The sequence below is a fragment of the Peptoniphilus lacydonensis genome (assembly GCF_900106515.1).
Classification (GTDB): domain Bacteria; phylum Bacillota; class Clostridia; order Tissierellales; family Peptoniphilaceae; genus Peptoniphilus_A; species Peptoniphilus_A lacydonensis.
Window position 1 is genome coordinate 538,473 of sequence record NZ_FNWF01000003.1, and the last position, 25,750, is coordinate 564,222.

Annotated in this window: 28 protein-coding genes, 1 tRNA gene, 2 riboswitches and 1 other annotated feature; of the genes, 9 read left to right on the forward strand and 20 right to left on the reverse strand. The window is 29.8% G+C overall.

Translation table 11 applies throughout. The annotated features are described in order from the left end of the window. The first annotated feature begins 71 nt into the window (after nt 1-71). Both BQ5450_RS04295 and BQ5450_RS04300 read left to right on the forward strand, forming a co-directional pair. Nucleotides 72-1,631: an IS1182 family transposase gene (locus tag BQ5450_RS04295; protein WP_071126088.1), complete on the forward strand. Its 1,560-nt coding sequence runs from the start codon at nt 72-74 to the stop codon at nt 1,629-1,631. Nucleotides 1,632-1,961: 330 nt separating this feature from the next. After that, nucleotides 1,962-3,092, forward strand: coding sequence for an aspartate-alanine antiporter-like transporter (locus tag BQ5450_RS04300; protein ID WP_071126089.1), 1,131 nt, complete (start codon nt 1,962-1,964; stop codon nt 3,090-3,092). A 109-nt stretch (nt 3,093-3,201) separates the two neighbouring features. On the opposite strand, the gene BQ5450_RS04305 is transcribed toward BQ5450_RS04300, so the two are convergent. The 5 genes from BQ5450_RS04305 to rplJ all read right to left on the reverse strand — a co-directional run bounded on the left by BQ5450_RS04305 (nt 3,202) and on the right by rplJ (nt 6,606). Continuing rightward, nucleotides 3,202-4,362, reverse strand: coding sequence for an aminotransferase class I/II-fold pyridoxal phosphate-dependent enzyme (locus tag BQ5450_RS04305; protein WP_071126090.1), 1,161 nt, complete (start codon nt 4,360-4,362; stop codon nt 3,202-3,204). Beyond that, nucleotides 4,355-5,068, reverse strand: coding sequence for a 6-carboxyhexanoate--CoA ligase (locus BQ5450_RS04310; RefSeq protein WP_083379716.1), 714 nt, complete (start codon nt 5,066-5,068; stop codon nt 4,355-4,357). Before BQ5450_RS04310 ends, BQ5450_RS04305 begins: the two co-directional genes overlap by 8 nt. After that, complete coding sequence (locus BQ5450_RS04315; RefSeq protein WP_071126091.1) at nt 5,065-5,547, reverse strand: hypothetical protein; 483 nt, start codon at nt 5,545-5,547, stop codon at nt 5,065-5,067. The genes BQ5450_RS04310 and BQ5450_RS04315 overlap by 4 nt, the downstream gene beginning before the upstream one ends. Before the next feature lie 93 nt (nt 5,548-5,640). Next, nucleotides 5,641-6,024: a 50S ribosomal protein L7/L12 gene (gene rplL, locus BQ5450_RS04320; protein ID WP_010242618.1), complete on the reverse strand. Its 384-nt coding sequence runs from the start codon at nt 6,022-6,024 to the stop codon at nt 5,641-5,643. 45 nt (nt 6,025-6,069) lie between these two features. After that, nucleotides 6,070-6,606, reverse strand: a complete 537-nt coding sequence (gene rplJ, locus BQ5450_RS04325; protein ID WP_010242620.1) for a 50S ribosomal protein L10 — start codon at nt 6,604-6,606, stop codon at nt 6,070-6,072. Between the two features lie 8 nt (nt 6,607-6,614). Further along, nucleotides 6,615-6,736, reverse strand: a sequence feature (ribosomal protein L10 leader region). A 126-nt stretch (nt 6,737-6,862) separates the two neighbouring features. Next, a riboswitch (TPP riboswitch) is annotated at nt 6,863-6,950 on the forward strand. Between the two features lie 26 nt (nt 6,951-6,976). Here rplJ and thiT point away from each other — a divergent pair. Then, the gene (thiT, locus tag BQ5450_RS04330) at nt 6,977-7,531 is read left to right on the forward strand and encodes an energy-coupled thiamine transporter ThiT (protein ID WP_199820671.1); all 555 of its coding nucleotides are present in this window, start codon (nt 6,977-6,979) and stop codon (nt 7,529-7,531) included. Nucleotides 7,532-7,619: 88 nt separating this feature from the next. On the opposite strand, the gene rplA is transcribed toward thiT, so the two are convergent. From rplA to BQ5450_RS04375, 9 genes are all read right to left on the reverse strand, one after another. Continuing rightward, complete coding sequence (gene rplA / locus BQ5450_RS04335; RefSeq protein ID WP_071126092.1) at nt 7,620-8,321, reverse strand: 50S ribosomal protein L1; 702 nt, start codon at nt 8,319-8,321, stop codon at nt 7,620-7,622. A gap of 39 nt (nt 8,322-8,360) precedes the next feature. Then, a complete protein-coding gene (gene rplK / locus BQ5450_RS04340; RefSeq protein ID WP_010242624.1) occupies nt 8,361-8,786 on the reverse strand; it encodes a 50S ribosomal protein L11 in 426 nt (141 codons plus the stop codon). A gap of 47 nt (nt 8,787-8,833) precedes the next feature. Further along, a complete protein-coding gene (nusG, locus tag BQ5450_RS04345; RefSeq protein ID WP_071126093.1) occupies nt 8,834-9,376 on the reverse strand; it encodes a transcription termination/antitermination protein NusG in 543 nt (180 codons plus the stop codon). Nucleotides 9,377-9,390: 14 nt separating this feature from the next. Continuing rightward, nucleotides 9,391-9,606 carry a preprotein translocase subunit SecE gene (secE, locus tag BQ5450_RS04350; protein ID WP_010242626.1) on the reverse strand — a complete coding sequence of 72 codons (216 nt, stop codon included), beginning with the start codon at nt 9,604-9,606 and terminating at the stop codon, nt 9,391-9,393. A 9-nt stretch (nt 9,607-9,615) separates the two neighbouring features. After that, the gene (rpmG, locus tag BQ5450_RS04355) at nt 9,616-9,765 is read right to left on the reverse strand and encodes a 50S ribosomal protein L33 (protein WP_010242627.1); all 150 of its coding nucleotides are present in this window, start codon (nt 9,763-9,765) and stop codon (nt 9,616-9,618) included. A gap of 195 nt (nt 9,766-9,960) precedes the next feature. Continuing rightward, nucleotides 9,961-10,842: a CPBP family intramembrane glutamic endopeptidase gene (locus BQ5450_RS04360; protein WP_071126094.1), complete on the reverse strand. Its 882-nt coding sequence runs from the start codon at nt 10,840-10,842 to the stop codon at nt 9,961-9,963. Nucleotides 10,843-10,874: 32 nt separating this feature from the next. Then, entirely contained in the window at nt 10,875-13,172 is a 2,298-nt protein-coding gene (locus tag BQ5450_RS04365; RefSeq protein ID WP_010242630.1) for an ATP-dependent DNA helicase, read from the reverse strand. 49 nt (nt 13,173-13,221) lie between these two features. Continuing rightward, on the reverse strand, nt 13,222-13,686 hold the full coding sequence (locus BQ5450_RS04370; RefSeq protein WP_071126095.1) for a tRNA (cytidine(34)-2'-O)-methyltransferase: 465 nt from the start codon (nt 13,684-13,686) through the stop codon (nt 13,222-13,224). After that, a complete protein-coding gene (locus BQ5450_RS04375) occupies nt 13,680-15,236 on the reverse strand; it encodes an NAD(P)/FAD-dependent oxidoreductase (RefSeq protein WP_071126096.1) in 1,557 nt (518 codons plus the stop codon). Before BQ5450_RS04375 ends, BQ5450_RS04370 begins: the two co-directional genes overlap by 7 nt. Before the next feature lie 93 nt (nt 15,237-15,329). On the opposite strand from BQ5450_RS04375, the gene lepB reads away from it, so the two are divergent. Together lepB and BQ5450_RS04385 are read left to right on the forward strand one after the other, a co-directional pair. Continuing rightward, on the forward strand, nt 15,330-15,848 hold the full coding sequence (lepB, locus tag BQ5450_RS04380; RefSeq protein WP_071126097.1) for a signal peptidase I: 519 nt from the start codon (nt 15,330-15,332) through the stop codon (nt 15,846-15,848). Between the two features lie 5 nt (nt 15,849-15,853). Next, the gene (locus BQ5450_RS04385) at nt 15,854-16,174 is read left to right on the forward strand and encodes a hypothetical protein (RefSeq protein WP_010242636.1); all 321 of its coding nucleotides are present in this window, start codon (nt 15,854-15,856) and stop codon (nt 16,172-16,174) included. 95 nt (nt 16,175-16,269) lie between these two features. Here BQ5450_RS04385 and BQ5450_RS04390 read toward each other — a convergent pair whose 3' ends face one another. The 3 genes from BQ5450_RS04390 to BQ5450_RS04400 are packed head-to-tail and all read right to left on the reverse strand — an operon-like array spanning nt 16,270 to nt 18,559. Next, the gene (locus BQ5450_RS04390) at nt 16,270-17,424 is read right to left on the reverse strand and encodes a sensor histidine kinase (RefSeq protein ID WP_071126098.1); all 1,155 of its coding nucleotides are present in this window, start codon (nt 17,422-17,424) and stop codon (nt 16,270-16,272) included. Further along, complete coding sequence (locus tag BQ5450_RS04395) at nt 17,421-18,086, reverse strand: response regulator transcription factor (RefSeq protein WP_071126099.1); 666 nt, start codon at nt 18,084-18,086, stop codon at nt 17,421-17,423. The genes BQ5450_RS04390 and BQ5450_RS04395 overlap by 4 nt, the downstream gene beginning before the upstream one ends. Then, nucleotides 18,083-18,559, reverse strand: a complete 477-nt coding sequence (locus BQ5450_RS04400; RefSeq protein ID WP_071126100.1) for a dihydrofolate reductase — start codon at nt 18,557-18,559, stop codon at nt 18,083-18,085. Before BQ5450_RS04400 ends, BQ5450_RS04395 begins: the two co-directional genes overlap by 4 nt. A 169-nt stretch (nt 18,560-18,728) precedes the next feature. On the opposite strand from BQ5450_RS04400, the gene BQ5450_RS04405 reads away from it, so the two are divergent. Continuing rightward, nucleotides 18,729-18,802 (forward strand) — tRNA-Cys (locus BQ5450_RS04405). A 92-nt stretch (nt 18,803-18,894) separates the two neighbouring features. On the opposite strand, the gene BQ5450_RS04410 is transcribed toward BQ5450_RS04405, so the two are convergent. The 3 genes from BQ5450_RS04410 to BQ5450_RS04420 all read right to left on the reverse strand — a co-directional run bounded on the left by BQ5450_RS04410 (nt 18,895) and on the right by BQ5450_RS04420 (nt 22,408). Next, nucleotides 18,895-19,836, reverse strand: a complete 942-nt coding sequence (locus BQ5450_RS04410; protein ID WP_010242644.1) for a histidine racemase CntK family protein — start codon at nt 19,834-19,836, stop codon at nt 18,895-18,897. A gap of 120 nt (nt 19,837-19,956) precedes the next feature. Further along, on the reverse strand, nt 19,957-21,129 hold the full coding sequence (metK, locus tag BQ5450_RS04415; RefSeq protein ID WP_010242646.1) for a methionine adenosyltransferase: 1,173 nt from the start codon (nt 21,127-21,129) through the stop codon (nt 19,957-19,959). A gap of 186 nt (nt 21,130-21,315) precedes the next feature. Continuing rightward, nucleotides 21,316-21,410: riboswitch (SAM riboswitch) on the reverse strand. A 44-nt stretch (nt 21,411-21,454) separates the two neighbouring features. Beyond that, entirely contained in the window at nt 21,455-22,408 is a 954-nt protein-coding gene (locus BQ5450_RS04420) for an AEC family transporter (protein ID WP_010242648.1), read from the reverse strand. Between the two features lie 86 nt (nt 22,409-22,494). Here BQ5450_RS04420 and BQ5450_RS04425 point away from each other — a divergent pair, with 86 nt between their 5' ends. Genes BQ5450_RS04425 through BQ5450_RS04435 form a run of 3 tightly spaced genes read left to right on the forward strand, consistent with a single transcriptional unit; the run spans nt 22,495 to nt 25,715 of the window. Continuing rightward, on the forward strand, nt 22,495-23,403 hold the full coding sequence (locus BQ5450_RS04425; protein ID WP_071126101.1) for a hypothetical protein: 909 nt from the start codon (nt 22,495-22,497) through the stop codon (nt 23,401-23,403). A gap of 32 nt (nt 23,404-23,435) precedes the next feature. Next, nucleotides 23,436-23,645: a DUF1858 domain-containing protein gene (locus BQ5450_RS04430; protein WP_010242653.1), complete on the forward strand. Its 210-nt coding sequence runs from the start codon at nt 23,436-23,438 to the stop codon at nt 23,643-23,645. 60 nt (nt 23,646-23,705) lie between these two features. Then, nucleotides 23,706-25,715 carry a YcdB/YcdC domain-containing protein gene (locus BQ5450_RS04435; RefSeq protein WP_071126102.1) on the forward strand — a complete coding sequence of 670 codons (2,010 nt, stop codon included), beginning with the start codon at nt 23,706-23,708 and terminating at the stop codon, nt 25,713-25,715. Nucleotides 25,716-25,750 lie beyond the last annotated feature (35 nt).

The window sequence follows — 25,750 nt, forward strand, 5'->3', positions numbered from 1 at the left end:
GCAAAAGTCCCCTATATAGAAAAAAGACGAGGAACCATAAAAATCCTCGTCTTTTTTGATATAATGTATTTATGAAAACAACTACAAATACATCATCATTAACTAACTATACACTAGTTAATGATACAATTCAACTAAGATTAAACTTTAATACAGAAATATATATCCAAGATGATGTTAAACTAAGGCTTGTAAAAAATATAATAGAGAGGATGAACTTATCAGAGCTAAAAAAAGTCTATTCATCATTTGGAAGAAAACCTACTGTAAATCCAGTAATTATGCTTCAAATAATAATATCCTGCTATTCAGAAGGAATATTTTCATCAAGAGGAATAGAAAAAGCTTGTAAATATGATTTAAGAATTAAGTACTTACTCGATAAAGAACTACCACCAGACCATAGCACAATAAACAGATTTAGACAAAAAATTGTAGAACTAACACCAGATTTACTAAATCAAATAGTTCAAATACTGATAGAAGAAAATCAGATAGACCTATCAAGTATCTATATAGATGGAACAAAGATAGAAGTCTATGCCAACAGATATAGTTTTGTATGGCGAGGAAGTATAGAAAAGTGGCAAGAAAAATTAATAGAGAGGATGAAAGAAGAACTAGGATTAAGTAAAAGTCTAATTCCAGACCAAGTACTTCAAGCAGTAACAACAATCTTTAATCAATTGAGAAAATATTGCAAACAGAAAAAAATAAAATTTGTTTACGGAAAAGGAAAAAGAAAAACAAAAGAACAAAGGGACTATGAACTTTTAAAAGACTGGAAAGAAAAACTAGAAAGCTACAGGAAACATCTAGAAATAATGGGAGACTATAGAAATTCCTATTCAAAAACAGACCATGATGCAACCTTCATGAGAATGAAAGAAGACCACATGAAAAACGGCCAACTAAAACCAGCCTACAATATCCAATTAGCAAGTGCATCAGGCTTCATCATAGGAGAAAACATATCCCATCATCCAAGTGACATGTACACACTAAAACCATTCTTAAAAGACCTTTTAGAAAAATATCCAAATAAACTAAACAGGATAGTCGCAGATGCAGGATACGAAAGCGAAGAAAACTATGTATTCTTAGCAGAAAATAATTTAACATCCTATATAAAACCATCAAACTATGAAAAGTCGAAAACAAGAAAATACAAAAAAGAACAAGAATTTAGGAAAAGCTTAAAATACGATGAAAGACAAGACAAATACATATCACAAGAGGGCAAAGAATTCATAAGATGTAATGACAGATACAGAAAAAGAAAAAGTGGATACGTAACAACAACAAAAGTCTACAGATGTTTCGATTGGAACAAAGAAGGACAAAAAAGCAAGGGAATCTACATAGCAGAAACATTTCAAAAATATAGAGAAGAAACCTTAAAAAACATAATATTCGACCAAGGAATAGAAGAAAGATTAAATAGATCGATTCAAGCCGAAGGAGCATTTTCCAAAATAAAGTCAGACTTAAACTATAACAGATTCCACCACAGAGGAAAAGAAAACATAATAAGTGAAATATGTCTATTATCAATAGCACTAAACTTAAATAAACTGGCATCAAAAATAGAAAATAAGAATTTAGAAATCATAAAATACAAAGCTGCTTGAGAAAAAATTTTTAAAAGTATAGCTTTATTAAGTGCACTCATTTTTAAGAGAAACAAGAAAAATTTATCTAGAAAATATTTTAAAAGCAAAAAACACAATGGCTAAACTTAAATACTTGATAAAAAAATGATGTCGCAGAGTAGAATCATCTATTCTGCAACATCACCTTTTATATTACAAATCATCTCATAATTGTAATAACTTTATATAATATGTAAAATTTTTTAAATTTATGTTTAAATTATTTTATTATGTGTATTAAATAAATGCAAAAAAGCTTTACTTTATTATTTAAAAGTGCTATTATATTTTATTCTAAGGGGGTTTAGTATGAATGAATTACTAATTATATTTTTAATTATGGTCTTAGGCTATGCCTTTGGTCGTATCAATTTCTTTGGGATTAGATTTGGTGCTTCTGCAATTTTAATTATAGCACTTTTCTTTGGTCACTTTGGCTATACAGTCCCAAAATTTTTGGCAAGTCTTGGTCTTGTGCTTTTCCTTGCACCAATAGGTTTAATGGCTGGACCAACTTTTTCTTCGAACATTAAGAAAAATGGAATTTCATTTATTGCAATTTCACTTATAACTGCAATCATAGGTGGTTTCTTAATAGTATTTATTTCAAAAGTATTTAATATCGAACTTTCACTTTCTATGGGACTTGCAACTGGAGCAATGACTTCAACGTCAATGCTTGGAACTGTAAAAAGTCTTACTACTTCAAATCTTCCAGGCGTTGGATATGGAATTGCTTATGCTTTTGGAGTTGTTGGAGTTGTTCTTATTGTTCAACTTATTCCACGAATTTTAAAAGTAAATGTCGAAGAAGAAAACAACAAGCTAATTCTTCCAGTTAACGACAATGCTGGGGAAAAAATTGAAATTAAAAAATTAATTGACTTTGAAAAAAATGGACTATTTCCAATTGCACTCACATGTGTTTTGGGAATATTATTGGGATCAATAAAAATTCCTATTGGAGATAGTGTAAATCTTTCACTTGGTGCAGGAGGAGGATCACTAATTGCAGGACTAATTCTTGGTCACCATGGAAAAATTGAAAAAATTAATTTATCAGTTTCAAAAGAAAAATTATCACTTGTAAGAGATCTTGGACTTGCATTTTTCCTACTAGAATCAGGAGTAAGTGCAGGAAGTGGATTTGTAGAAGTAGTAACAAAATACGGAGCAAAACTTTTCTTTGCCGGAGTAATTATGACTTTAGTGCCAGCTCTTATTTCCTTTATAATTTCATATAAAGTATTTAAACTGCCACTTTTTGCAGCACTTGGAGCAACAACTGGTGCAATGACATCTGCACCTTCACTTGGAGCACTTCTTCAAGTAACAAATGACGACAAAGTATCATCATTTTATGCTGCAACTCAACCAATCGCAACAGTATTAATGGTATTTTTACCACAGTTTATAAATATTTTCTTCCCTGTGGTTTGAAAATAAGATTATTATAAATAAAGTTTTGAAAAACTCTTAACAATAAAAAAAGTTCTTTTTACTATAAAACTAGCAAAAAGGACTTTTTTAAATAAACTATAAAAATATATCAGTCGTTAATAGATCTTACACATTCATTAAGTTTTTCTACTAAAAAATCTAAATCTTTAATACTGTGTTCTGCCATAGGAGTTACTCTAAGTATAGACTGGTTTCTAGGCACAGCTGGAAATCTAATTATAGATAAAAAAATTCCACTTTCTAATAAATTTTTAAAAATTTTTTGAGCTTTTTCTTCATTTCCTATAAAAATAGGGATTATATGAGAGTTACTCAAAATATCATATCCATTGTCCTTTAATTTTTCTTTAAGATAATCAATATTTTTCATTAATTTTATTATCCTACTATTATTCTCTAAAATATAATTTAAAGATTCCATTGTCATCAAAATATCAAAAGGACTTAAAGAAGTTGAAAATATAAATTCTCTGCTACTATTATAAAGATATTTTCTAATCAAATCAGAACATAAAATAGCTGCCCCACTAGTTCCAATTGCTTTTGAGAAAGTAACTAAAAGTGCATCAGGTAAAGTATCATACATATCCGTAATTCCTAAACCATTTTTTCCCAATACTCCAAAGCCATGTGCATCATCTACATAGCTTATTGCATCGTACTTCTTAGCAATTAAGCAAAATTTATCTAAAGGAAGTATATCTCCATCCATACTAAAAACGCCGTCTGAAACAACAACTTTTCTATTATTTGGATGCTTTTTTAATTTGTTTTCAAGGTCTAAAAAATCAAGATGTTTGTATATCTGAACAGTAGCACCACTTAGTTTTATACCGTCAATTATTGAAGCGTGATTTTTCTCATCTGAAAATACAATTGTATTTTTGTCGCACATTGCACTGAGAAACCCTAAATTTCCCATAAAACCACTTGAATAGAGTAAGCTATTTTCATAACCAATACTACTTGAAAGCATCTTTTCAAGTTCAATATGTAATTTATGAGTACCAGTAGTTAACCTTGATCCCCCACTTCCCATTCCAATATTTTTCATCTTACTTTTTACTATATCCAATATTTCTTCATTTTCCGATAAGGACAGATAATTGCTTGATGAAAATAAAAGATATTCTTTAGATCCTATTTTACTTTTTGGAAGTTGTGGAGTTGAAAATACTCTTTCATCCCTTATTAAGTTTTGTTTTTCAAGTAAATCAAGCTTTTCTTCTAAAAAATCAAATCTATTCATAAACTACCACCAACTGATTTTCTAAATAATTTATAGTATTTTCAATTGTATCCAAACGTGGATCAAAAAGAAAAATGCGTCCTCCCCTGTAGTCGCCTTTTTCTTTTAATTTTGTAATTCTTATGTACTCATTTTTACTTGCAACATAACCTGTTACATAGTTGGGATCATCAGAAATACAAACTTCACCAATTATAGCTTTTGCATTTAATGTTTTTGTAGCTAAACACAAAGCCTCTCTTCTATGATTTTTAACTTCTACATCTTTATTTTTATCATAATCCATATTAGTTACTCTAATCCCTTTTTCGTGATCACTTTCCATTCTTTTAAAATCAAAAATATTTAAGATTATAGCTCCCCTCATATTATTTGTATTTACTAATAAGTCGATTACTTTTTGAGCATCACTTATACCCATTGAAGTTAAAAGATCTCGTACTACACTAAGTCCTTCATTAGAATCTTTGACATCTATAGTTCTTGTTTTTAAAGCTTTAACTTTTATAATATCTTCTTCAAACACTTTATTTATTTTTAAATTTATAAAGTCAGCATCTCCCCTTGAATGATTTAAACCACGCAAAGTAAGTTTGTTTACAACATTTAAAAGTTCACTTTCATCAATAATTTTTTCAGCTCCACCAATGTGCAAATCTTTATCATCAATATTTTTAGAAGCTCTCATTTTTACACTGTACTTCAACTTATTTCCTCCAATTTTATATAATTATTTAAAATCAAATGCAATTTTTCATATAGAAGTCTTGCAAATATTCCCGTTAAAATCATTCCTGGTAAAGCAGGTATAATTAAACTAATAAAAGATACTCCCAATAAATTTGACAATACTATTCTAGATAATATAGATCCAAAGACACCTGAAAAAATTAGACAGATATTTTTATTCTTTATAATCCATATAAATGTAATAACTCCAAATCTAAAAACTAAAACTACAATAATTCCGTAAATATTAGAAATACCTAAGGAAAAGGATAAAAAAGATGCAAGTACTCCTGCAATAATATAAATTTGTGGACCAAATAACATTGCTATAAATACAGAAATTGGTGCAGACATTTGAAATTCTGCCCCCAGAAAAACACTGGGGAGTTTTATTATACTTGAAAGCATAATTATAACTGCCAAAATTGGAATAATAGTAATTTTCTTAATTTTCATTTGTTATCCTATTTATATTTTTAGTTTACTATGTATCTATAAAAAAACTACCTACATCTGATAGGTAGTTTTAACAAATTAACTTCACATTAATTATTTAACTTCTACAGTTGCTCCAACTTCTTCAAGCTTAGATTTGATTTCTTCAGCTTCGTCTTTTGAAACGCCTTCTTTAACTGCTTTAGGTGCTCCGTCAACTACTGCTTTTGCATCTTTAAGTCCAAGTCCTGTAATATCTTTTACAACTTTTATTACTTTAACTTTTTCTTGTCCAGCTTCAGTGATTACTACATCAAATTCAGATTTTTCTTCTTCTGCTGCTGGTGCTGCTCCGCCTGCTGCTGGTGCTGCTGCAACTGCTGCTGGTGCTGCTGCTGAAACTCCGAATTCTTCTTCAAGAGCTTTAACTACTTCTGATAATTCTAATACTGTAAGTTCTTTAACTTCTTCAATTAATTTTTCTACTTTTTCTGACATTTTATTCCTCCGTTATTTTAATAATCCTAATTTTTTAGCATAATATTATGCTGCTTCTTGTTCTTTTTTATCAGCAATTTGTGCAATAACTCTAGCAAATCCTGACAATGTTCCATTTAATACATTTGCGAATCCTTGGATTGGTGCATTCAAGCCGCCAAGTACTTGTGCAACAAGAACTTCTTTAGATGGTAATTTAGCAAGATCGTCAATTTCAGAAAGTGATAATACTTTTCCATCAACGTAACCTGCTTTAATTTCTAAAGCTTCATGATCTTCTGCAAATTCTGATGAAATTTTAGCTGCACTTGCTGGATCTTCCATACCAAAAGCTACGGCACTTGGTCCCTTTAAAAATTCTTCAAGTCCAGTAATTTCTAATTCTTCAAAAGCACGTTTCATCATTGTATTTTTGTAAACTTTGTAGTCAACATTTGCTTCTCTGTACTTACTTCTAAGTTCAGTTACTTCTTCAACTGTAAGACCTCTGTAATTTACAAGAACTATAGATTGTGCTCCTTGAATTTTTTCCTTAATTTCATCAACTAGGGCTTGTTTTGATTGTAATTTTTCTTCTTTCAATTTGTCACCCCCAAAATAAAAAAATCTCACGCCGCCGTGAGATGTGAAAATCAAATAAATCCGAATTTCAAACCTCGGTAGGACTTATGGCAATGCCACCTACTGTCTGCGGCTTAGTAACATTAGTATTATATATACTTTTATTTAATTTGTCAATATTTTTTTATGTTCTTTGGTGACTAATTTAAATATACAATTTATATTATCTTTTTAATCTGTAACTTACTTTACAAAAGAAGACCAATAACCTATAATTAACTTGCACTAGGGGTGCCATTTGGCTGAGATTATACCCTTAAACCAATCAAGGTAATGCTTGTGGAGGGAAGTGTCTAAACCTCTTTAAGTATGTGCAAAGGAGGTATTTTTTATGCAAAAAATTAATAAAAATTGGACAACAAAAATGTTAGTTGAAGGTTCTGTGTGTATAGCACTCGCCCTTATTCTTCGTACGATTAAAATTTATGAACTACCTAATGGCGGATCTATTTCTCCTGGCAAGATGATTCCTCTAATTATATTTGCTCTTAGGTATGGACCTTCCAAAGGATTTGTAGTTGGTTCAGTTTATGGAGTATTATCTATGATACTCGGCGGAAGTATTTTCCATCCAGTTCAAGCTATTTTAGATTATCCATTGGCATATGGTCTTTTAGGCCTTGCAGGACTTTTTAAGGATGAATTTCAAAAAACTCATTCCATTAAAACAATTTTACTTGGATCACTTGTAGGTGTACTAGGTAGATTTATTTGTCATGTTCTATCTGGAGTAATCTTCTTTAAGCAATATACTCCAGCTGGTATGAACTCATGGGCTTACTCTATAACTTATAATGCATCTTTCTTATCAATTGATTTTGCAGTCACTGTACTAGTTATATTTTTACTAAAAAATTTTCTAACACGTGATTTGCAAAAACTTTAAAACTAAAAAACTTTAAGATTTTCTTAAAAGGTCATAAAAATACCCCTCTTTTAATTTTTGAAATAAGAGGGGTTTATTTTTGGTGTTTTTATTTTTCCATTAATTTAGATCCATTAACTTTAACGCCAGGACCCATTGTTGATGAAACTGTCACTGATTTTAAATAACGACCCTTTGCAGCTGCTGGTTTTGCTTTTATTATAGCATCTGCAATTACTTTGAAGTTTTCAGCAAGTTTATCAACTCCAAAAGAAACTTTTCCGATTGGAACATTAATGATTGCAGCTTTGTCTACTCTATATTCAACTTTACCTGCTTTAGTTTCTTTTACAGCTTGTTCTATATCAAATGTAACTGTACCTGATTTAGGGTTTGGCATAAGTCCCTTTGGTCCAAGAACTCTACCAATCTTACCAACTACGCCCATCATGTCTGGTGTTGCAATAAGTACATCAAAATCAAACCAATTTTCATTTTGAATTTTTTCAACGTATTCTTCTCCACCTGCATAGTCAGCACCTGCTGCTTCAGCTTCTTTAATTTTTTCTCCCTTTGCAAGAACAAGGACTTTAACTTCTTTACCTGTTCCATTAGGAAGTACTACAGTACCTCTTACTTGTTGGTCAGCATGTCTTGGATCTACACCAAGTCTTACTGCAAGTTCAACTGTTTCATCAAAGTTTGCCTTAGCAGTCTTTGTAACTAAGTCAAGAGCTTCATTTACATCATATAAATTTGATTTATCGATTAGCTTTACGCTATCTTGATATTTTTTACCTCTTTTTGGCATATTTACCTCCTTCGTGGTACTTTCGGCTCAGCCTCCCACTTATCTTTCTACTTCTATACCCATACTTCTAGCTGTGCCTGCGATCATTTCCATAGCAGCTTCAACGCTTGCTGCATTGAGATCTGGCATCTTTGTTTTAGCTATCTCTTCAACTTGAGATTTTGTCAATTTTCCAACTTTTTTCTTGTTAGGTTCACCACTTGCTTTAGACATATTAAGAGCTTTCTTAATTAAAACTGCAGCTGGTGGAGTCTTAGTGATAAAAGTGAAAGAACGATCTTGATAAACTGTAAGAACAACAGGAATAATCATACCTGCTTGATCTTGAGTCTTTGCGTTAAATTCCTTTGTGAATTGCATAATATTTACACCATGTGGTCCTAGTGCAGTACCAACTGGTGGTGCTGGTGTCGCTTTTCCTGCAGGAATTTGTAATTTTACTAATGCTATGACTTTTTTTGCCATTTTATTTCCTCCTTGTGGTAATGCGGGTTTACCCTCCCACACATTTACTATTCTTTAATAATTTGATTGAAATCCAATTCAACTATTGTATCTCTTCCAAACATTGAGATACATACCTTAACCTTAGCTTTGTCGTAATTGAAATTGTTAATTTTACCTACCAAATCTTTAAATGGTCCATTAATAACTTTAACAACTTCACCTATCTCGTAGTTATCAAATAATTCCTTATTATCTGTAACTCCAAGAAGTAATACTTCTTCATCAGTTAATGGAACAGGTTTGGATGCAGGCCCAACGAACCCAGTAACACCTCTTGTGTTTCTCACAAGATACCAAGTTTCATCATTCATAATCATATTTACAAGGACATAAGATGGAAACATCTTTCTCTCCTTTGCCTTTGAAATGCCTTCTTTATTTTCAACATATTCTTCCATGGGAATTCTAATGTCAAAAATCAAATCTTCCATTCCACGATTATGAACCATGGCTTCCATATTATCCTTTACCTTTTTTTCATAACCAGAATAGGTGTGAATTACATACCATTTTGAAGCTTCATTGTTATTAAGTTCTTGTGTATCCAATTAAAACACTCCAATCAAAAAATAAAACCAAATAAAAACATTACGATTTTATCATATGCTAATAACAATAATGATGACAAAATAACTGCCACAATTACTATTATTGAATATTTGATTACAGTATCCTTTGTAGGCCATACAACTTTTTTGAATTCAGATTTCACACCTCTAAAGTATCTACCTAAACTGCCTTTTTTCTCTTCAGTCTTAGGTGTAGTTTTAGTAGCCATAAATCCTCCTTATTTAGTTTCTTTGTGAGTTGTATGTTCTTTACAGAATTTACAATACTTCTTTAGTTCCAATCTTTCAGTAGTGTTCTTTTTGTTTTTATATGTCACATAATTTCTGTTTTTACATTGTGTGCACTCAAGAACTACTCTATCTGCCATAAAAACACCTCCAGTGCTAAAAAAAAGAGCCGCCATTGGCTCCTTCTGATTTACTAGCTAATACTACCACAAATGTAGCTATTTGTAAAGCAATTTGCGATAATTTTCTCTACTTTTGTGCAATTTATCCTATTAAAAATTTTCTAACAAATTTATTTGTTCCTTATTTATGCTAAAAAAATTAAAATTTCAAATTTATTTTTGTAAGAAAATAAAAAATCTAAAGAGAAACCCTATATTAAGTGGGAATGCCTTTATAAGTTCAGGTAAATATTTAATCTCTTGCAGTACTTTTTTAAGAGTTTCTTTTTCCCTTTGATTAAAAGTAGCTACAAAATCTTTATTTAATAAAAATTGCCCAATAATTAAAATAAATCCCAAGAGTAAACTTATAAATCCAGTAGTCTTATTTATTTGGGCTAATTCAATGTTATTTACCGCAAAAAGATTTTGACAAAATACTGCAATCCTCATGGATACTGTTGAATTTAAAAAATAGTGAATTATTACGGTATAAGAGATATTTTCTGTTATTGCGTAAATAATTCCTAATGCAATACCAAATAAAAAACCTGATTTATATTTTCCGTAATGAAATAGTCCAAAAACTATTGCCATAACTAGGATTCCATAATCTCTTGAGACGTTCATTAACTTCCTTTGTACTATATATCTAAAGATATACTCTTCAAATAAGACAAATAATATCATTGTAATGCTTACATATAAATCAATAGAACTAGTGGAATCATTGCTCATTTCTTGTAAAGCATCCAAATTTGTTGTTAAAATAATAATTCCCTGATAAATAAAAACATATTTTAAAAATAAAATTAACTCTTGTACTTTTATTTCTTTTATTCCCTTGATTAAATCTTTAAAAAAATCCCTAATATGGATACCAAAGAAACAACTAAATCCAATAAAAATTGAAATAGGATTTAAAAGAGACCTAAATACAAAAAAAGAGTATGAAGTTCCTTTAAATTTAACTGATGCCAAAAAAACAAAAATAATAAAAGAAACTATTACTGCATATCCAATTTTTTCTATAATTTTTTTCCTCTCTAAATTCATTTTAAAAACTCCTCTTTATTCCTTTTGTGACTTTACTTGTCTTTCTCTTCCTCAAATTCTCTTAAGATTTCACTTATTTCAGCCGAGTCCATAAAGTCATAAACTTTCCAGTGATTTGGCAGTAAAAATTTGTAAGGTTCATATGAAAATCTCTTATCTATTAAAAGAACCTTCCCCTTATCATCTTCTGTTCTTATAACTCTTCCTGCAGATTGGACAACTTTTATCATGCCTGGATAGATGTAGGCATACTCGTAACCTTTATTGTACTTTTTTTGGAAGTGAACTTTTAAAATATTTCTTTCATAGGAAAGTCCTGGCAATCCAACAGTTATTATCGCTACACCTTTAAGTCTTTCACCAATTAAATCTATTCCCTCAGAAAAAACTCCACCCATAACTGCAAAGGCTGTTGTATTAGATGAAAATGTAAAATTATTTAAAAATTCTTCTCTTTCCCTTTCTGTCATTTCTCTATTTTGTTTTATTGCGCCTTTATTTTCCTCTATATATTTTTTATAGACGCTTTCCATAAAAGAATATGACGGAAAAAAGAAAATATAATTTCCATCGTCCTCTGTAAAAATTTCTAAATTTTTTACTATTTCATTAATTGCATTTTCTCTATCTCTATATACAGTTGAAATATTTTGATTGCGAAAAACTATTAAATTTTTTGGATCAAAAGGCGATTTTATTTTGTAATAATTTGTATCATTATCTGCTCCAAGGAGTTTACCGTAGTATTTTATTGGACTCAAGGTTGCAGAAAAAAATACAGAAGACTTTGGTACTTTTAAAATATTTTGAAAAATTGGTGCAATGTCGAGAGATTTTATTTTCACGCTCTCTCCACCTTTTATGGATACAAAATCTTCGTTGTAATACTCCAAAATTTTTATATATTTGAAGAGTGAAAAGTAAATGTCAAGCCCCTTTTCATAATTTTCTACCTCCTTATCTTTAGTCAAAAAATCATTCATAGCAAAAACTGTCTTTTCAATCTCTCCATTAAACTTTACAAAGGATTCATAAGAATAAAAAGTTTTATCACCCAAATTTTTAAACTCTTCTATCGCATTATTAAGGTGTTTTCTCGCAGTCTTTCTCTTTTTAGGAAGAATTTCATATAGATTTATTAAATCATCCAAAAAAACTTCCGATGAATACATTTCTCTACCTCTCTCCAATAGATTGTGACTTTCATCTACAAGTAGGGTAAATCTAAGCATTGTATTTTCAAAAAATCTCTTTAAATATACTGTCGGATCAAAAATATAATTATAATCACATACAATAAAATCTGAAAAGTCCAAAAGATCTAACTGATATTCAAAAGGACAAACCATGTGAAGTTTTGCAAATTTTTCAATATTTTCTCTAGAAAAATTATCGCAGGAATCAAATATGTCTATGATTGCATCGTTGACTCTATCAAAATGTCCCTTGGCATAGGGACAGTCCTTGGGATTGCAAGAAACTTTATCATTTAAACAAATTTTATCTTTTGCAGTTACAATTGTAATTTTCACTTTCAATTTTTTGTTTAAAAGTTTCTCGAGGGCATCCTTCGCAGCATTTTTTCCAGTGGACCTTGCTACAAGGTAAAAGGCTTTGTCAATCTTATCCTCTCCCATTGCCTTTATTGTCGGAAAAATTGTAGAAATTGACTTGCCAATTCCTGTTGGTGCTTCTACAAATAATTTATTCTTATCATCAATTGTGTTATAAACTGCAACAGAAAGTTCTCTCTGTCCTTTCCTAAAATTTTTAAATGGGAATTTTAAACTTTTTATGGACTCATCTCTTATTTCCTTCCACTCAACAATTCTTCTTGAAAATTCCAGATATTCCATAAGAGTAGAAATAAAAAAATCTCGAAGTTCGCCAAAACTAAAGGCTCTTTTTATATGAATGACTTCTTCTGTTTCAAGTTGATAGTAAGTGAGCATAACATTTATGTCGTCTAGTCCCTTTTCCTTTGCATATATGTAAGCATAGCACTTTGCCTGTGCCCAATGCATTAGATTTTCTTCTTTTTCAAGTTCTTCTAAATCCCTTGTGGTAGATTTTATTTCATCGATAGTTACAGATTCTGCAACTTCAATGCCATCAGCACGACCCTCTACTGTGAAATTTATATCCTCTATTTCTTCATGAGTTCTTAAAAAAACTTCTGTGAGATAATTTTTTGTGTAAGACTTTTGAATCTTTTGGTGTGCCTTTATTCCCTCGATAGCTCTTTTATTGGAAAAAAATCTCCTGTCAATATCGCCACTTCTTTTGACAAATTCTATTAAATTTCTTACGGAGATTTTTACTTCTTTCACAATAAACCCTCTCTTTTTACAAAATCAAAAACTCTATAAATATAAAAATTTATTCCAAATCTAAAAAATCAAGTTGTCTTAAAGCTTCAAAAAGTATAATATTTGCTGAATTTGACAAGTTTAAACTTCTTCCATAATCTTTTAGCATGGGGATTCTTATTGCATTTTTATAATTCGAAAAAATTAAGTCTTCTGGCAATCCTCTAGTTTCTGGCCCAAAAATAATAAAATCACCATCTTTGTACTTTACATCAGAATATTTTTTCTTTGCCTTCGTACTTGCAAGATAAAAATTGCTATCTGGATATTTTTCTAAAAGTTCATCATAGGAATCATAATAATTTATATCCACTAAGTGCCAATAATCTAGTCCTGCCCTCTTTAAATGTTTGTCATCAACCTTAAATCCAAGTGGTTTAATTAAATGAAGTCTTGTATGAGTAAGTCCACAAGTTCTTGCGATTGCCCCAGTATTAAAGGGAATCTCTGGTTCATAAAATACTATATTTAACATTTTTTATCTCCTTCCAAAATTTCTATTGCACATTTAAGTCCGTCTAGAGCAGAAGAATTTATTCCACCAGAATAACCTGCCCCTTCTCCAATGGGATATAAATTTTTAATTCTTTCACTTCTATAATCTTTTCTCACAATTCTAATTGGAGAAGATGTCCTCGTTTCTACTCCTGTTAATATTGCATCATCATCACAAAAACCATTAACTCTTTTGTCCATTACATTTAGTGCATTTTTTATAGCGTGATTTATGCTATCTGGATAAATATCATTTAAGTTTTTAAAAGTATAATCTGGTTTAAAAGTTGGATTTACTTCTCCAAGTTTTTCTGTCACTCTATTTTCCAAAAAGTCCTTAACTCTTTGCACTGGTGCTTTCCCACATCCAAGTTCATAAGCTCTTTTTTCAATTTCATTTTGAAAATTCATTCCAGCTAAATTTCCCTCGCCAAAAATTTTCGAGTCCACTGTTGCTACAATAGCAGAGTTTGAATTTTCTCCACTCCTGTCGTGATAGCTCATGCCATTGATACATAATTTTCCTTCCATTGAAGACGAGTTAATAACATAACCACCAGGACACATACAAAAAGTATACACTGAATGCTCTTCATCTTTATCTGTGACGTTTAGCTGATAAGTTGCAGATGGAAGTTTTTCTGAAATCATTCCATACTGTGAAAGTTCAATATTTTTTCTCTTATGCTCAATTCTAAAGCCAACTGCAAAGGATTTTTGCTCCACTAAATTATATTTATCGAGCATAACAAAAGTATCTCTCGCAGAATTGCCAATTGCCAAAATATAAACGTCAGCTTGATATTCCCCTTTATCAGTTATAATTTTATCTAGATTTCCATCTGTTATTTTAAAATCAATTAACTTTTCGCTAAATTTATAAATTGCACCACATTTTTCAATTTCAATTCTCATATTTTTTATAACATCGCACAAAATATCTGTACCAATATGAGGCTTTTGTTCGTATAAAATATCTTCTGGTGCACCATTTTTCACAAAAATATCAAATATGTGCGAAACTCTTTTATCCTTCGATCTAGATGTAAGCTTTCCATCAGAGAAAGTCCCAGCACCACCTTCTCCAAACTGCACATTAGAATTCTCATCAAGCTTTCCAATTTTATGAAGAATTTCAATGTCTTTTACTCTCTCATCAACTGGCTTACCTCTCTCAATTAAAGTAACTTCTACGCCACTTTTTGAAAGTGCATAGGCAGCAAAAAGACCTGCAGGTCCAGTCCCAACTATCACTGCAGTTTTTATATTATTTTTGTTTTTAATTTCAAGTTTTTCTTCCTGAAATTCTGCAATATTATTTCTAAGTTTTTTTACAATTTTTTTGTCAATATCCTTTAAATCTAGATCCACAAGAACTTGATATACAAAAAATATTCCTCTCCTTGCATCAATAGACTTTTTATAAATTTTATATTTAAAATTCTTTTTATTTATTTCTCTTTCAATTTTTTCCCTCAAAAAACTTTCGTCTTTATCATAGGGAATCTTTATATTTCTTAAAATTATCATAATTTCACCAAAAACATTATATCACGAAACTTTTGTTGATAAAAAACTAAATAATGAGTATTATAAAAATAGGTGTTTTATGTAGTAGTTATTATGAAAAAACATTTATCGGACTTAAAATTTATAATAATTGCAATATTAATTGCTCTTTTCATTAAAACTTTTTTATTTAATACCGTTAAAGTTCAGCAAACATCAATGTATCCTACATTAAAGCCCAATGATATAATTCTTTCTAGTTCACTTTACAGATTTAAAGGTGACTTTAAAAGAGGAGATATTATTGTTTTTAAATCAGTTAATGAAAATAAGCTTTTAATAAAAAGAATTATTGGACTTCCAGGAGAAGTGGTAGAATTTTATGATGGTACCATTTATATTGATGGTAAAGAATTAGATGAAAAATACTTTGATGAAAAACCCTACACACTTTCAAATACAAATAAATTTGTATTGAAAGATAATGAATTATTTGTATTAGGAGATAACCGGACTCCAAATGGGTCAATGGACTCAAGGGCTTTTGGACCAATTAATATAAAAAGCATAAGATCTCATCCCTTTTATAGATTATTCCCATTAAATTCAGAAAAATTTATTAATGGGAGTTGATAATAATGAATAAAAAAAATTTATTTATACTTTTAGTAATGACTCTATTAATTTTACCTTGTCAAATTTCAGCAAGTTCTATTAAAGAGAATATTAATGACGAGGTTCCTCTTAGAATGGGACTATATAATGTCGTAAAAGATTATAATTTCTACCAAGAAAAAACTGTACCTTGGGGTGTATTCTATACAAAGGATGGATTTAATTATTATAAAGACAATTTACATTTCGTTGGGATGAATGAAATTAAATTTACTTATTATAGATCTATGAATTCTGATCTAAAGGTCTATAAAATTTGCAATGGTTCTGGATTTATGGAGTAGTAAATAATACATAAAATGCCACTTTAAAAAGAGATTCAACATGGAATCTCTTTTTGTATGTCAAAAATGACTATGTATAAATTTCGAAAAAAGCCTCAATAAATATCTTTTATTTTGGGCAAAATTATTTCTACAATAGTTCCAATTTTTTCATTGTTTGCATTTTTATTGTCATAAACTTTTACATCTCCCTTTAATTTTTCCATAATATTTTTCACAAGATTTAGCCCTATGCCATAGCCTCCACTTTTTTTATTTCTCGACTCATCTACTCTGTAAAATAAATCAAAAATCTTTTCCTTGTCCTCATCACTTATGCCAATTCCTGTGTCAACTACTTCAATAAAATAATCTTCCTCATTTTCTTTAAAGTTAAAGGAAAGACTTCCGCCAGAAACATTATAAATTATTCCATTTTTTGCGACATTAAATAGCACTCTTTCCAGCAAAATATCACCGGAATAGATAATCTCACTTTCCACATTTGAAATAATTTTTATATTTTTTTCATCTGCCAAGTCCTCTAAATCTAAAATAACCTCATCAATTAAATCCTTTAAATCAAATTCACTAAAATTCACATTTTCTCTTCTGTTTAAAAATAAAATAGTTTCAATTATACTAGATATTTTATCAGTATTTTCTTCGAAATTATCTAAAAGTTCACGCAAATCCTCATCTTTAACTTTATTTTTCATTAAGTAAATTTCAAGAGATGACTTCATAACGGCAACAGGCGTATTTAACTCATGAGCAATAGAAGATGCCATGGACTTCTCCCTCAAATAACTAGAATAAATCGTGTCAAAAGACTTCTCAAAGGCAAGGGACAGTTCTTCAATTTCCTGTGATTCACCTTTCATACAAATCTCTTCTCTATCTTTTAAATTGTCCATGTCAATCTCAATAACTTTTTCCTTTAATTCATTTAAAGGGCTTATGATTTTTAAAATTACTCTGTAATAAATTAGAGAGCCTATTAAAATTGTAGATACAATTACAATTTTAGAAAAATTTTTTATCTCTTTTGTTGAATTTAGCTTCGCATCTTCAATTACAATAAAAAGATCTTCTCCACTTTTATGAACCTTTTCTTCTTCTATAATATCTTCACCAAGGTCAAGAATTCTCTTCTCTTGATATTTTCCAATAATAAAATTAGATGTTGCTGTCATAATCACAAAAATTAAAATTACAGAAAATAAAAGCTTAAAGACAATAGTTTTTTCAAAATTTTTAAACTTTTTCATTTAATCATATAACCCTTTCCAATTTCATTTACAATAATATTTTTACCAAGTTTTGATTTTAATTTCTTTCTAAGTGCAGACATGTGAACTCTAACTACATTAGAAAATAAATCCACATCGTCATTCCAAATATGTTCAAGTAGCTCTTCTGTTGTTACATACCTTCCAATATTAAAAAATAAATATTCTAAAATCCCCGCTTCCTTTGCAGTAAGTTTTAATCCCTCATCATTTATATAAAAAATTCTTTTTGTAGTATCAAATTTAATCCCCTCTTTTTCAATAATGGAATTTTCTATTGTTGTCTTTCGCCTTAAAAGTGATCTGATTCTAGCTTTTAGTTCTTCAAAATGGAAGGGTTTTATAATATAATCATTTGCACCAAGGTCAAACCCACGCACTCTGTCATCCACATCAGAAAGAGCAGTTAGCATAATTACATTGACTTCACTGTTTTCCCCTCTTATTTCCTTTAGAATTTCAAACCCATCCTTTTTAGGCAAATTTATATCTAAAATAATGAGGTCGTAATCATTGGTAAAGGCCATAAAGGACCCTTCTTCGCCGTCAAGGGCTGTGTCAACAACATAGCCAGAGTGGACCAAGCCCTCTCTTATGGACTCCAAAAGCCTTTCTTCATCTTCAACAACTAAAATTTTCATTTCTTCCTCTTCCAAATTTCATGAAAAACTTTATAATTTGGATCTTCTATTTCAAACTTATCTATAAGTTTAAAATCGTCAAAACTAGGAATAAATTTGTCTGCACCTTCTACAACAGTGTCAACTCTTGTAACTATAAGTTCATCAATTTCATCCCACAAAAGTTTTACAATTTCAGCTCCGCCAATTACAAAAACTTCTTTGTCTTTATATCTATTTGTAATATTATTTAATTTTTCTATGGAATCAACATAATACAAGTCTTCTTCATCTTCTCTATCAGAATGAGTAAAAACGACAGAAATCCTATTTGGAAGTTTCTTTCCAATAGAATCAAAAGTAGTTCTTCCCATTACGATAATATTTCCAGTAGTGTAATTCTTAAACATATGAAGATCATTTTTTACAAATAAAATTTGCTCTCCATCCTTTGCAATTGCATTGTTGTTGTCAACTAAAATTAATAATTTCATTTGAACCTCCAAATTTTTATTTCTTATCTTAATCTAATAATAACTTAGTAAAGACAGTATTCAAAGAGTTTTTGCAATAAATTTATTATTTTAGAAATTTTACATAAATAAAATTGTTGTAAAATTTACTTGTAATTTTTATTATTTTTTGCTATACTAATGTTGTTATGGCGACATAGCCAAGTGGTAAGGCACGGGTCTGCAACACCCTTATCACCGGTTCAAATCCGGTTGTCGCCTCCATAATAATTAATTATCTACTGATTTTGGTCAGTAGATTTTTTTATTTTTGAGTACAAAAAAAGAGAGGTTTCCCTCCCTTTTTTATATTTTAATCAATCAAATCCAAATTTTTCTCTCATTACCTTTAATTCTTCATCTGTCAAGTCGTTCTCGTCTTTTTCTTCTGATTCATTTTCTTTTCTTTCTGCAACGATTTTGTCATGTTCTGCTACGACTTTTTCTACTACGTCTTGTGGAATGTCAATTGATTTCTTTTCTACATCGGATAGTTCAATTTCTCCGCCGACACATAATTTTTTTCCATCTTCAAATTCATAGACAAAAACTTCTAGTTCACCAGCTGGATTCTTTATTGATATTTTGTAATCTTCATCAAGTGATTTTATATCCTCTTCTAAGAAATTAACAACAGCTGCTGTCCCTGATCCACAAGATCCTTCTCTGAAAAGTGTTTGAGTTTCTTCAACAAATACATAGGGAACAATTTCTAATTTTTCTCTATTTAAAAAGATAACTGCATAGGCTTCAGATTTATAATTTTCTTTTAGAATCTTTAGAGCTTCTTCTACAAATTCTTCGTCTTCCTTTTCTTCTACAATTAGATGACTTATGCCTGGTAATTCTATAAGTTTATATTCCTTATCTTTTACCTTAACTGTTTTTTTATCTAGAGGTTCTTCCATCGCCACATAAGCTTTTTTATTCTTTACATCTGCTATTACATCTGTTGTTCCTTCTTTTCCGCTTACATAAACTTCTATATCAACAGGACCATCTGTGTCATAAAAACTTGCTGAATAAAGTCCATAGGCTCTTGTCGCATTTGCACAAAATTCGCCACCCATCATATCCATTCTAAGTGGTGCCCCTTCATAAGCTGGAGATATAAAACCAACTTGTTCAACTTCTTTATCAATTTGATTTATTATACAGTCAGTGTAAGCTTTTCTATATCCTGGATAAACTGGTGCAACAACAAATCCAGTTATATTACCACATGGGTTTGCTCTAAAATAATTAAAACTTTTCCTCATAATCATCCTCTTCTCTTCTATTTCTCAAAACTTTCTCAATATATTATAACATATTAAGATAGTGTTTTTTCTCGGCTAATTATTTTCTACCCGATTTTGCTCTTTTAATTCACTATAAATTTATTTTAAATATTTTTTAAGAGTTTCTACCCTATCTGTCTTTTCCCATGGTAAGTCAATATCTGTTCTTCCAAAGTGACCATAAGCTGCTGTTTGTCTATAAATTGGTCTTAATAAATCTAGCTCACGTATAATTGCAGCTGGCCTCATATCGAAATTTTCCATAATTATTTTTTCAATTTCTTCATCTGATAGTTTACCTGTACCAAAAGTTTCTACATATACTGAAGTTGGTCTTGCTATTCCAATTGCATAAGCAAGTCCAATTTCAACCTTGTCTGCTAAACCTGCTGCTACAATATTTTTTGCAATATATCTTGCATAATATGCTCCAGATCTATCTACTTTTGTTGGATCTTTACCAGAAAAAGCTCCACCGCCATGTCTTCCAAATCCACCATAAGTGTCTACAATTATTTTTCTTCCTGTTAATCCTGCATCTGCCATTGGTCCACCAATTACAAATCTGCCAGTTGGATTAATAAAGAATTCTGTCTTATCATCTATTAATTCCTTTGGAACAACTTTTTCCACAACTTCTCTTATAATATCTTCTCTTATTTGTTCCATTGGAACTTCTTTTGAATGTTGTGATGATACAATTACATTTTTAAGTCTAACAGGTTTGTCTTCTTCATATTCAACAGTAACTTGTGTCTTTCCATCTGGCCTTAAATAATCCAACGTTCCATCTTTTCTAACTTCTGTAAGTCTTATTGCAAGTTTATGTGCAAGTGAAATTGGAAGTGGCATAAGTTCTTCTGTTTCATTACAAGCAAATCCAAACATAATACCTTGATCGCCTGCTCCAAAAGAGTCTAGTTCATCTATGCCTTCTTCTTTGAATCTGTCCACTCCCATTGCAATATCAGATGATTGTTCTTTTATTGCTGATAGTACAGCACAAGTCTTTCCATCAAAACCATATTTTGCTCTATTATATCCAATTTCATCTAGAACTTCTCTTGCAGTTTTTTCAAAATCTACATAAGTGTCTGTTGAAATTTCTCCAGTTATAACTATCATGCCTGTGGAAGCCATAGTTTCACAAGCTACTCTTGCGTTTTTATCTTCTGCCAAAATTTTATCTAATATGGCATCTGATATCTGATCGCAAACTTTGTCAGGATGTCCTTCTGTTACGGACTCTGAACTAAATTGCCATTTTTTCATTTTTTTCATTCCTCCATTTTTTATAATACCCCTTAGATTTAATTTTATGAATTTATTTTACTTTTTATATTTTTATTTGTGATTTTAAACTTTTATGATTTTTATAAGATTGTAAAAATTTAAAATTCACGCAATAACATTTTTAATTCATAAAAAAATCCTCACAAAAAAAGCGAGGACCCTTAAACCTCATCTTTCAGATAAAAAAATCTGTGGGATTTAGCACCAACTAGGTTGCTGGGTTTCAAAGTGCCCATTCACTCCACCACTCTCAATAAGGTATTCTTTTTTTTAGTTGTAATGTGATTATAGCACTTATAATTTTTTAGTGCAACAAATTAAAATAATTCATAAGAGATATCCCAACAGGATAAGTAACTATACTCATTATAAAACTAAGAGTTATTATCTTTGAAGCAAATTCATAATCTGAATTCATTTGCCTTGTAAAAATAAAACAGTTTGCTGCACAAGGAGTTGCCCAAAAAACGTAAGCTATTCCCAACTCCATATTTGTAAATCCAAGCCACTTTCCTGTTGGAATTAAAATTAATGGTGCAAGAACAGTTTTTATAAATGCTGATAAGAACATCAATTTAAAATCACTCTTTGAACTTTCAAAATTTAAACTTGCTCCTATAAGTATTAAAGACATTGGAGTTGAAATTTTTGAAACCATTTCAATTGCCTTATCAACGCCAGAATAAACTGGTATGTGAAGAAAATTAAATAATGCTCCAAAAACAACTCCAATAATCATTGGATTTTTTATAATTTTTACAATTATATCTAAGAAAGATATTCTTTTTTCTTCTGATTCGCTATAATATGTCAAAAGTATTATTGCAGAGATATTGTAAAGAGTTAGACCAAAGGAAACTATAACTATCATATGTTCCATTGATGGTGCGCCATTATACAATATATCAAGTATAGGAAAACCAACATAGACAAAGTTTGATCTATAAGCACAGTGCACAAACGCAGAAAGTTTTCTCTTGTCTTTTATTCCTATTACTTTTCCTATTATTAACGATAAAAAAATTACAAATATTACTCCCAAAAGTATGTATAAAACATACTTAGGATGAAGAGATTCTATTCTAGCATTTTTTATATCGTAAAATAATTTAAAGGGCAGCGCCAAGTAAAACACTATCCAAGTTCCCTTATCTACAAAATTATCATCTATATGTCCTCTTTGTTTTGCAAAATATCCCAGCAAAAGTACTAAAAAAACTGGAGAAACTATATTAAATCCCATAAGTAAATTTTCCATTTAATCACCTATTAAAATTATATGTGAAACTTTTTCTCTTGTCGAGAACTATGTTTTAAAATACAATAGTCATAGGAGGTTATATTATGAAAAAATTTATTGGCGTTGCTGTTACTTCTCTAATCTTATTTTCAAGTGTAAATGTTTTTGCAAGTGCAAAAGTTTCTAGTCAAAGTATTGTTCTAGATGGTAAAGATACTGGCATAAAGGGCTACAACATAAAGGACAACAATTATTTTAAGCTTCGTGATGTTGCCGCTCTTTTAGATGGCAAAGATGCCGAGTTTAGTGTGAATTATGATGAAAATAGATCTGCTGTCATGATTAATAGCAAATCTGATTACAAAAAAGGTGAAAAAGATTTAATTCCACTTAAAGACACTGATTCTGAAATAAAAAAATCTAGTCACAATGTTTTTGTAAATGGAGTTAGACATTCCTTTAGTGTCTACACTATTGATGGCTACAATTACTTTAATCTTCGTGAACTTGGAAAAACTATTGGGTTTGACGTTACTTTTGACGAGAAAAATAATAATGTTCTAATTGATTCAAAGGCTATAGATGGGAAATCTCTTGTAAACAATCAAGTTGAAATCAAAATAGTCGATTATAAAACTAGTTACGATGAAAGCAATCTGGATATAATTAAAAATCCTAAATTAGATATAAATAAATTTTTCTCAAATGTTAAAAACAACATCCTTGCCACTCAAAATGAGGGGCAAATTACTTCTGAGGCCACTTATGTGAAATCAGAAAATATTGTAGAAATTATTCCAAAATCAACTAAGTACAGCGGAAAATTTTCTTATAAACCTTATATAGAAATTACTCAAGGTGATAAGTCTGAAACTTTCCCATACTCTGGCGAATTTGAAGTTGCAAAAACTTTAACTTCAAAGGGTTTTGATTCTACAAAAGAATTTGAAATTAGTTTAGGTTCAAAAAAAGAAGATAATTTTATTAAATACTCATCTTTTAATTACGAATAATTTTGGGTATAATGTCAACAGGAGGTGTTAAAGTGGAAATAAAAAAAGATATGTTAATCGGAGAAATTCTTTCTAAGAAACCCGAATCCATTGGCACTCTTATGAGTTTTGGAATGGGATGTATAATGTGCCCTTCTTCTCAAATGGAAACTCTTGAAGAAGCTGCTATGGTTCATGGTATAGATCCTAATATTATAGTAGCTGCTCTCAATAAAGATGATAAGGAAGAAGCAGAAGCTTAATACTTTGAAGAGGCAGTTGGCCTCTTCTTTTTTTACATATTTTATATGCGAGGAGAAATTATGAAAAATAAAAACTTAATTGTTGCTACATCAGTTTTATTACTTCTATCACCTGTATATGCAAGTGAACTAAATAAAAATAGCAATGCGATGCCTGATGAAGCAATTTCAGTTGAAATTACTGCAAAGGAAAAAGAAAAAGTAAAAAAGATAAAAGAAATATTTAATATTACAGAAAACTATGAAAATTTCACAATTTTAAAGGAACCTGTTGATGGCGACACTGGAAGTGATTATTTAAACAAACTTGTAAAGGACAAATACATTGAAATGTATAAATGGAGCGATGAAAATCTAGGTGGAATTGACGTTTCATTTAATAGTGACGGTGAATTTATTTCTTACTCAAAATGGAAAAATGAACCAGAAAAAAGTACAAAGACTCTTTCTAAGGTTGAAGCACAAAAAATGACTGAAGAACTTTTGCAAAAATTAATAAAAGATTTTGACAAAAAATATACTTTCTGTGACTATGAAGTTTTTAAAGGAAGTAATGACATAAATATTACTTATCAAAGAGTTATAAATGGAGTTCCTCTTGCTGATACCTTTATGACTGTAAATATTGACTCTCGCTTTGGAGAAGTTAGTGATATCTATTCTTTGGGAGCAAATTCTAATGCATACTCTTTTCTAAAAAATTCTGATTTTAAAAAAGACAATAAAATAAGTTTAGATGAAGCTAAAAAAATATTTTTGGAAAAATCTCCCCTTGTTCTTTCCTATAAAATTAATGAGAAAGATGACAGCGTAGAAAAAGTTTACCACACAAAAGTAGCAGACATTGACGCAAAAACAGGAGATATTGTAAAAGAAAAAACAGATTTAAACTTTATGCCTTATGGAGGAGTAGAAGAAGCAAAAGATTCCAGTGATTTAACTAAAACTGAAATTAAAAAAATTGATGGACTTAAAAATATTAAATCTAAAAATGCAGCAAAGAAAAAAGCAATTGAGATTGTAGGAGAAGATTTCGAAATATCAAATATTTCTCTCTACTCTGACAAAAAAGATTATTATTACAGAATGAATCTTGAAAAAGAAAAAAATGGAGGACAAATTGTTTTAAATGCAGAGAATCTAAATTTAATAAACCTTGACACTTGGTCTGACAAAAAAGAATATAATAACAATGTTAAAGAAAAAGATGCAATAAAAATTGCAAAAAACTTCCTTGAAAAGTATGGCGACAAGAGCGAATTAAATTTAGAAAAAATTATAGTTGAAAAATCTCAAATGGGCACAAATGTCTTTTTCCCTAGATATGTAAATAAAATTCCTGTAATTGATGAAGGCGCTAGGATTTTTGTAGATGATGAAAAAATAGTAACTACTTATGATAGAACTTCATCTGAACATGACTTTAAAAAGGTAGAAGAAATTAATCTAACAAAAGAAGAGGCAAATCAAATATATTTAAATTCCAAAAATTTTGGCTTAAAATATGAAATTTCTGACAAAGGTCCAAAACTCTTATATGGAACCGTAAAAAAAATAGAGCCCATCATTGGAAAAGATAGAATTTTGAGAGATTCCTTTGGAGAAATAGTTAATTTTAAAGAACAAATTAATTACCAAGATTTTGACAATGCAAAAAATAAAGAAGCTCTAAATTCTTTAAAAGAAATGGGCATTGGATTAATTGGAAAAAATCTATCTGACAAAGTAACTTATGAAGAATTTTATTCTCTCATAGGGGAAGACTTGGGAAAAGATATTTATTATAAATCTAGATTTGGCATTGATATAGAAAATTTAAAAAATAAAAATATTTTACAAAAAGACGTGATAAAGGGCCTTGTGATAAATAATGATTTAGAAAAATTTACAGAAGCCAAAGATATTTTTAAAGAAGACTTATTTAAAAATAAAGGAGAATTAAAAGATTACGAAAAATATTATATTGTGGCAAAGGGCTTTGGATTTTTAAATTGTGATGTTGATCCAGACTCTCAGCCAAATCTTGAAGATGTTTTATATATTATCTATGATTCTATAAATAAATTGTAATTCTTTTGTAATTGCAACTTAGATTCCTGTGATGT

Excerpts from the sequence above, each read along its gene's own strand:
- BQ5450_RS04295 (WP_071126088.1), top strand. The coding sequence starts at position 72 with ATGAAAACAACTACAAATACATCATCATTAACTAACTATACACTAGTT.
- BQ5450_RS04300 (WP_071126089.1), top strand. The coding sequence starts at position 1,962 with ATGAATGAATTACTAATTATATTTTTAATTATGGTCTTAGGCTATGCC.
- BQ5450_RS04305 (WP_071126090.1), bottom strand. The coding sequence starts at position 4,362 with ATGAATAGATTTGATTTTTTAGAAGAAAAGCTTGATTTACTTGAAAAA.
- BQ5450_RS04315 (WP_071126091.1), bottom strand. The coding sequence starts at position 5,547 with ATGAAAATTAAGAAAATTACTATTATTCCAATTTTGGCAGTTATAATT.
- rplL (WP_010242618.1), bottom strand. The coding sequence starts at position 6,024 with ATGTCAGAAAAAGTAGAAAAATTAATTGAAGAAGTTAAAGAACTTACA.
- thiT (WP_199820671.1), top strand. The coding sequence starts at position 6,977 with ATGCAAAAAATTAATAAAAATTGGACAACAAAAATGTTAGTTGAAGGT.
- rplA (WP_071126092.1), bottom strand. The coding sequence starts at position 8,321 with ATGCCAAAAAGAGGTAAAAAATATCAAGATAGCGTAAAGCTAATCGAT.
- rplK (WP_010242624.1), bottom strand. The coding sequence starts at position 8,786 with ATGGCAAAAAAAGTCATAGCATTAGTAAAATTACAAATTCCTGCAGGA.
- secE (WP_010242626.1), bottom strand. The coding sequence starts at position 9,606 with ATGGCTACTAAAACTACACCTAAGACTGAAGAGAAAAAAGGCAGTTTA.
- rpmG (WP_010242627.1), bottom strand. The coding sequence starts at position 9,765 with ATGGCAGATAGAGTAGTTCTTGAGTGCACACAATGTAAAAACAGAAAT.
- BQ5450_RS04360 (WP_071126094.1), bottom strand. The coding sequence starts at position 10,842 with ATGAATTTAGAGAGGAAAAAAATTATAGAAAAAATTGGATATGCAGTA.
- BQ5450_RS04370 (WP_071126095.1), bottom strand. The coding sequence starts at position 13,686 with ATGTTAAATATAGTATTTTATGAACCAGAGATTCCCTTTAATACTGGG.
- BQ5450_RS04375 (WP_071126096.1), bottom strand. The coding sequence starts at position 15,236 with ATGATAATTTTAAGAAATATAAAGATTCCCTATGATAAAGACGAAAGT.
- lepB (WP_071126097.1), top strand. The coding sequence starts at position 15,330 with ATGAAAAAACATTTATCGGACTTAAAATTTATAATAATTGCAATATTA.
- BQ5450_RS04385 (WP_010242636.1), top strand. The coding sequence starts at position 15,854 with ATGAATAAAAAAAATTTATTTATACTTTTAGTAATGACTCTATTAATT.
- BQ5450_RS04390 (WP_071126098.1), bottom strand. The coding sequence starts at position 17,424 with ATGAAAAAGTTTAAAAATTTTGAAAAAACTATTGTCTTTAAGCTTTTA.
- BQ5450_RS04395 (WP_071126099.1), bottom strand. The coding sequence starts at position 18,086 with ATGAAAATTTTAGTTGTTGAAGATGAAGAAAGGCTTTTGGAGTCCATA.
- BQ5450_RS04400 (WP_071126100.1), bottom strand. The coding sequence starts at position 18,559 with ATGAAATTATTAATTTTAGTTGACAACAACAATGCAATTGCAAAGGAT.
- BQ5450_RS04410 (WP_010242644.1), bottom strand. The coding sequence starts at position 19,836 with ATGAGGAAAAGTTTTAATTATTTTAGAGCAAACCCATGTGGTAATATA.
- metK (WP_010242646.1), bottom strand. The coding sequence starts at position 21,129 with ATGAAAAAATGGCAATTTAGTTCAGAGTCCGTAACAGAAGGACATCCT.
- BQ5450_RS04420 (WP_010242648.1), bottom strand. The coding sequence starts at position 22,408 with ATGGAAAATTTACTTATGGGATTTAATATAGTTTCTCCAGTTTTTTTA.
- BQ5450_RS04425 (WP_071126101.1), top strand. The coding sequence starts at position 22,495 with ATGAAAAAATTTATTGGCGTTGCTGTTACTTCTCTAATCTTATTTTCA.
- BQ5450_RS04435 (WP_071126102.1), top strand. The coding sequence starts at position 23,706 with ATGAAAAATAAAAACTTAATTGTTGCTACATCAGTTTTATTACTTCTA.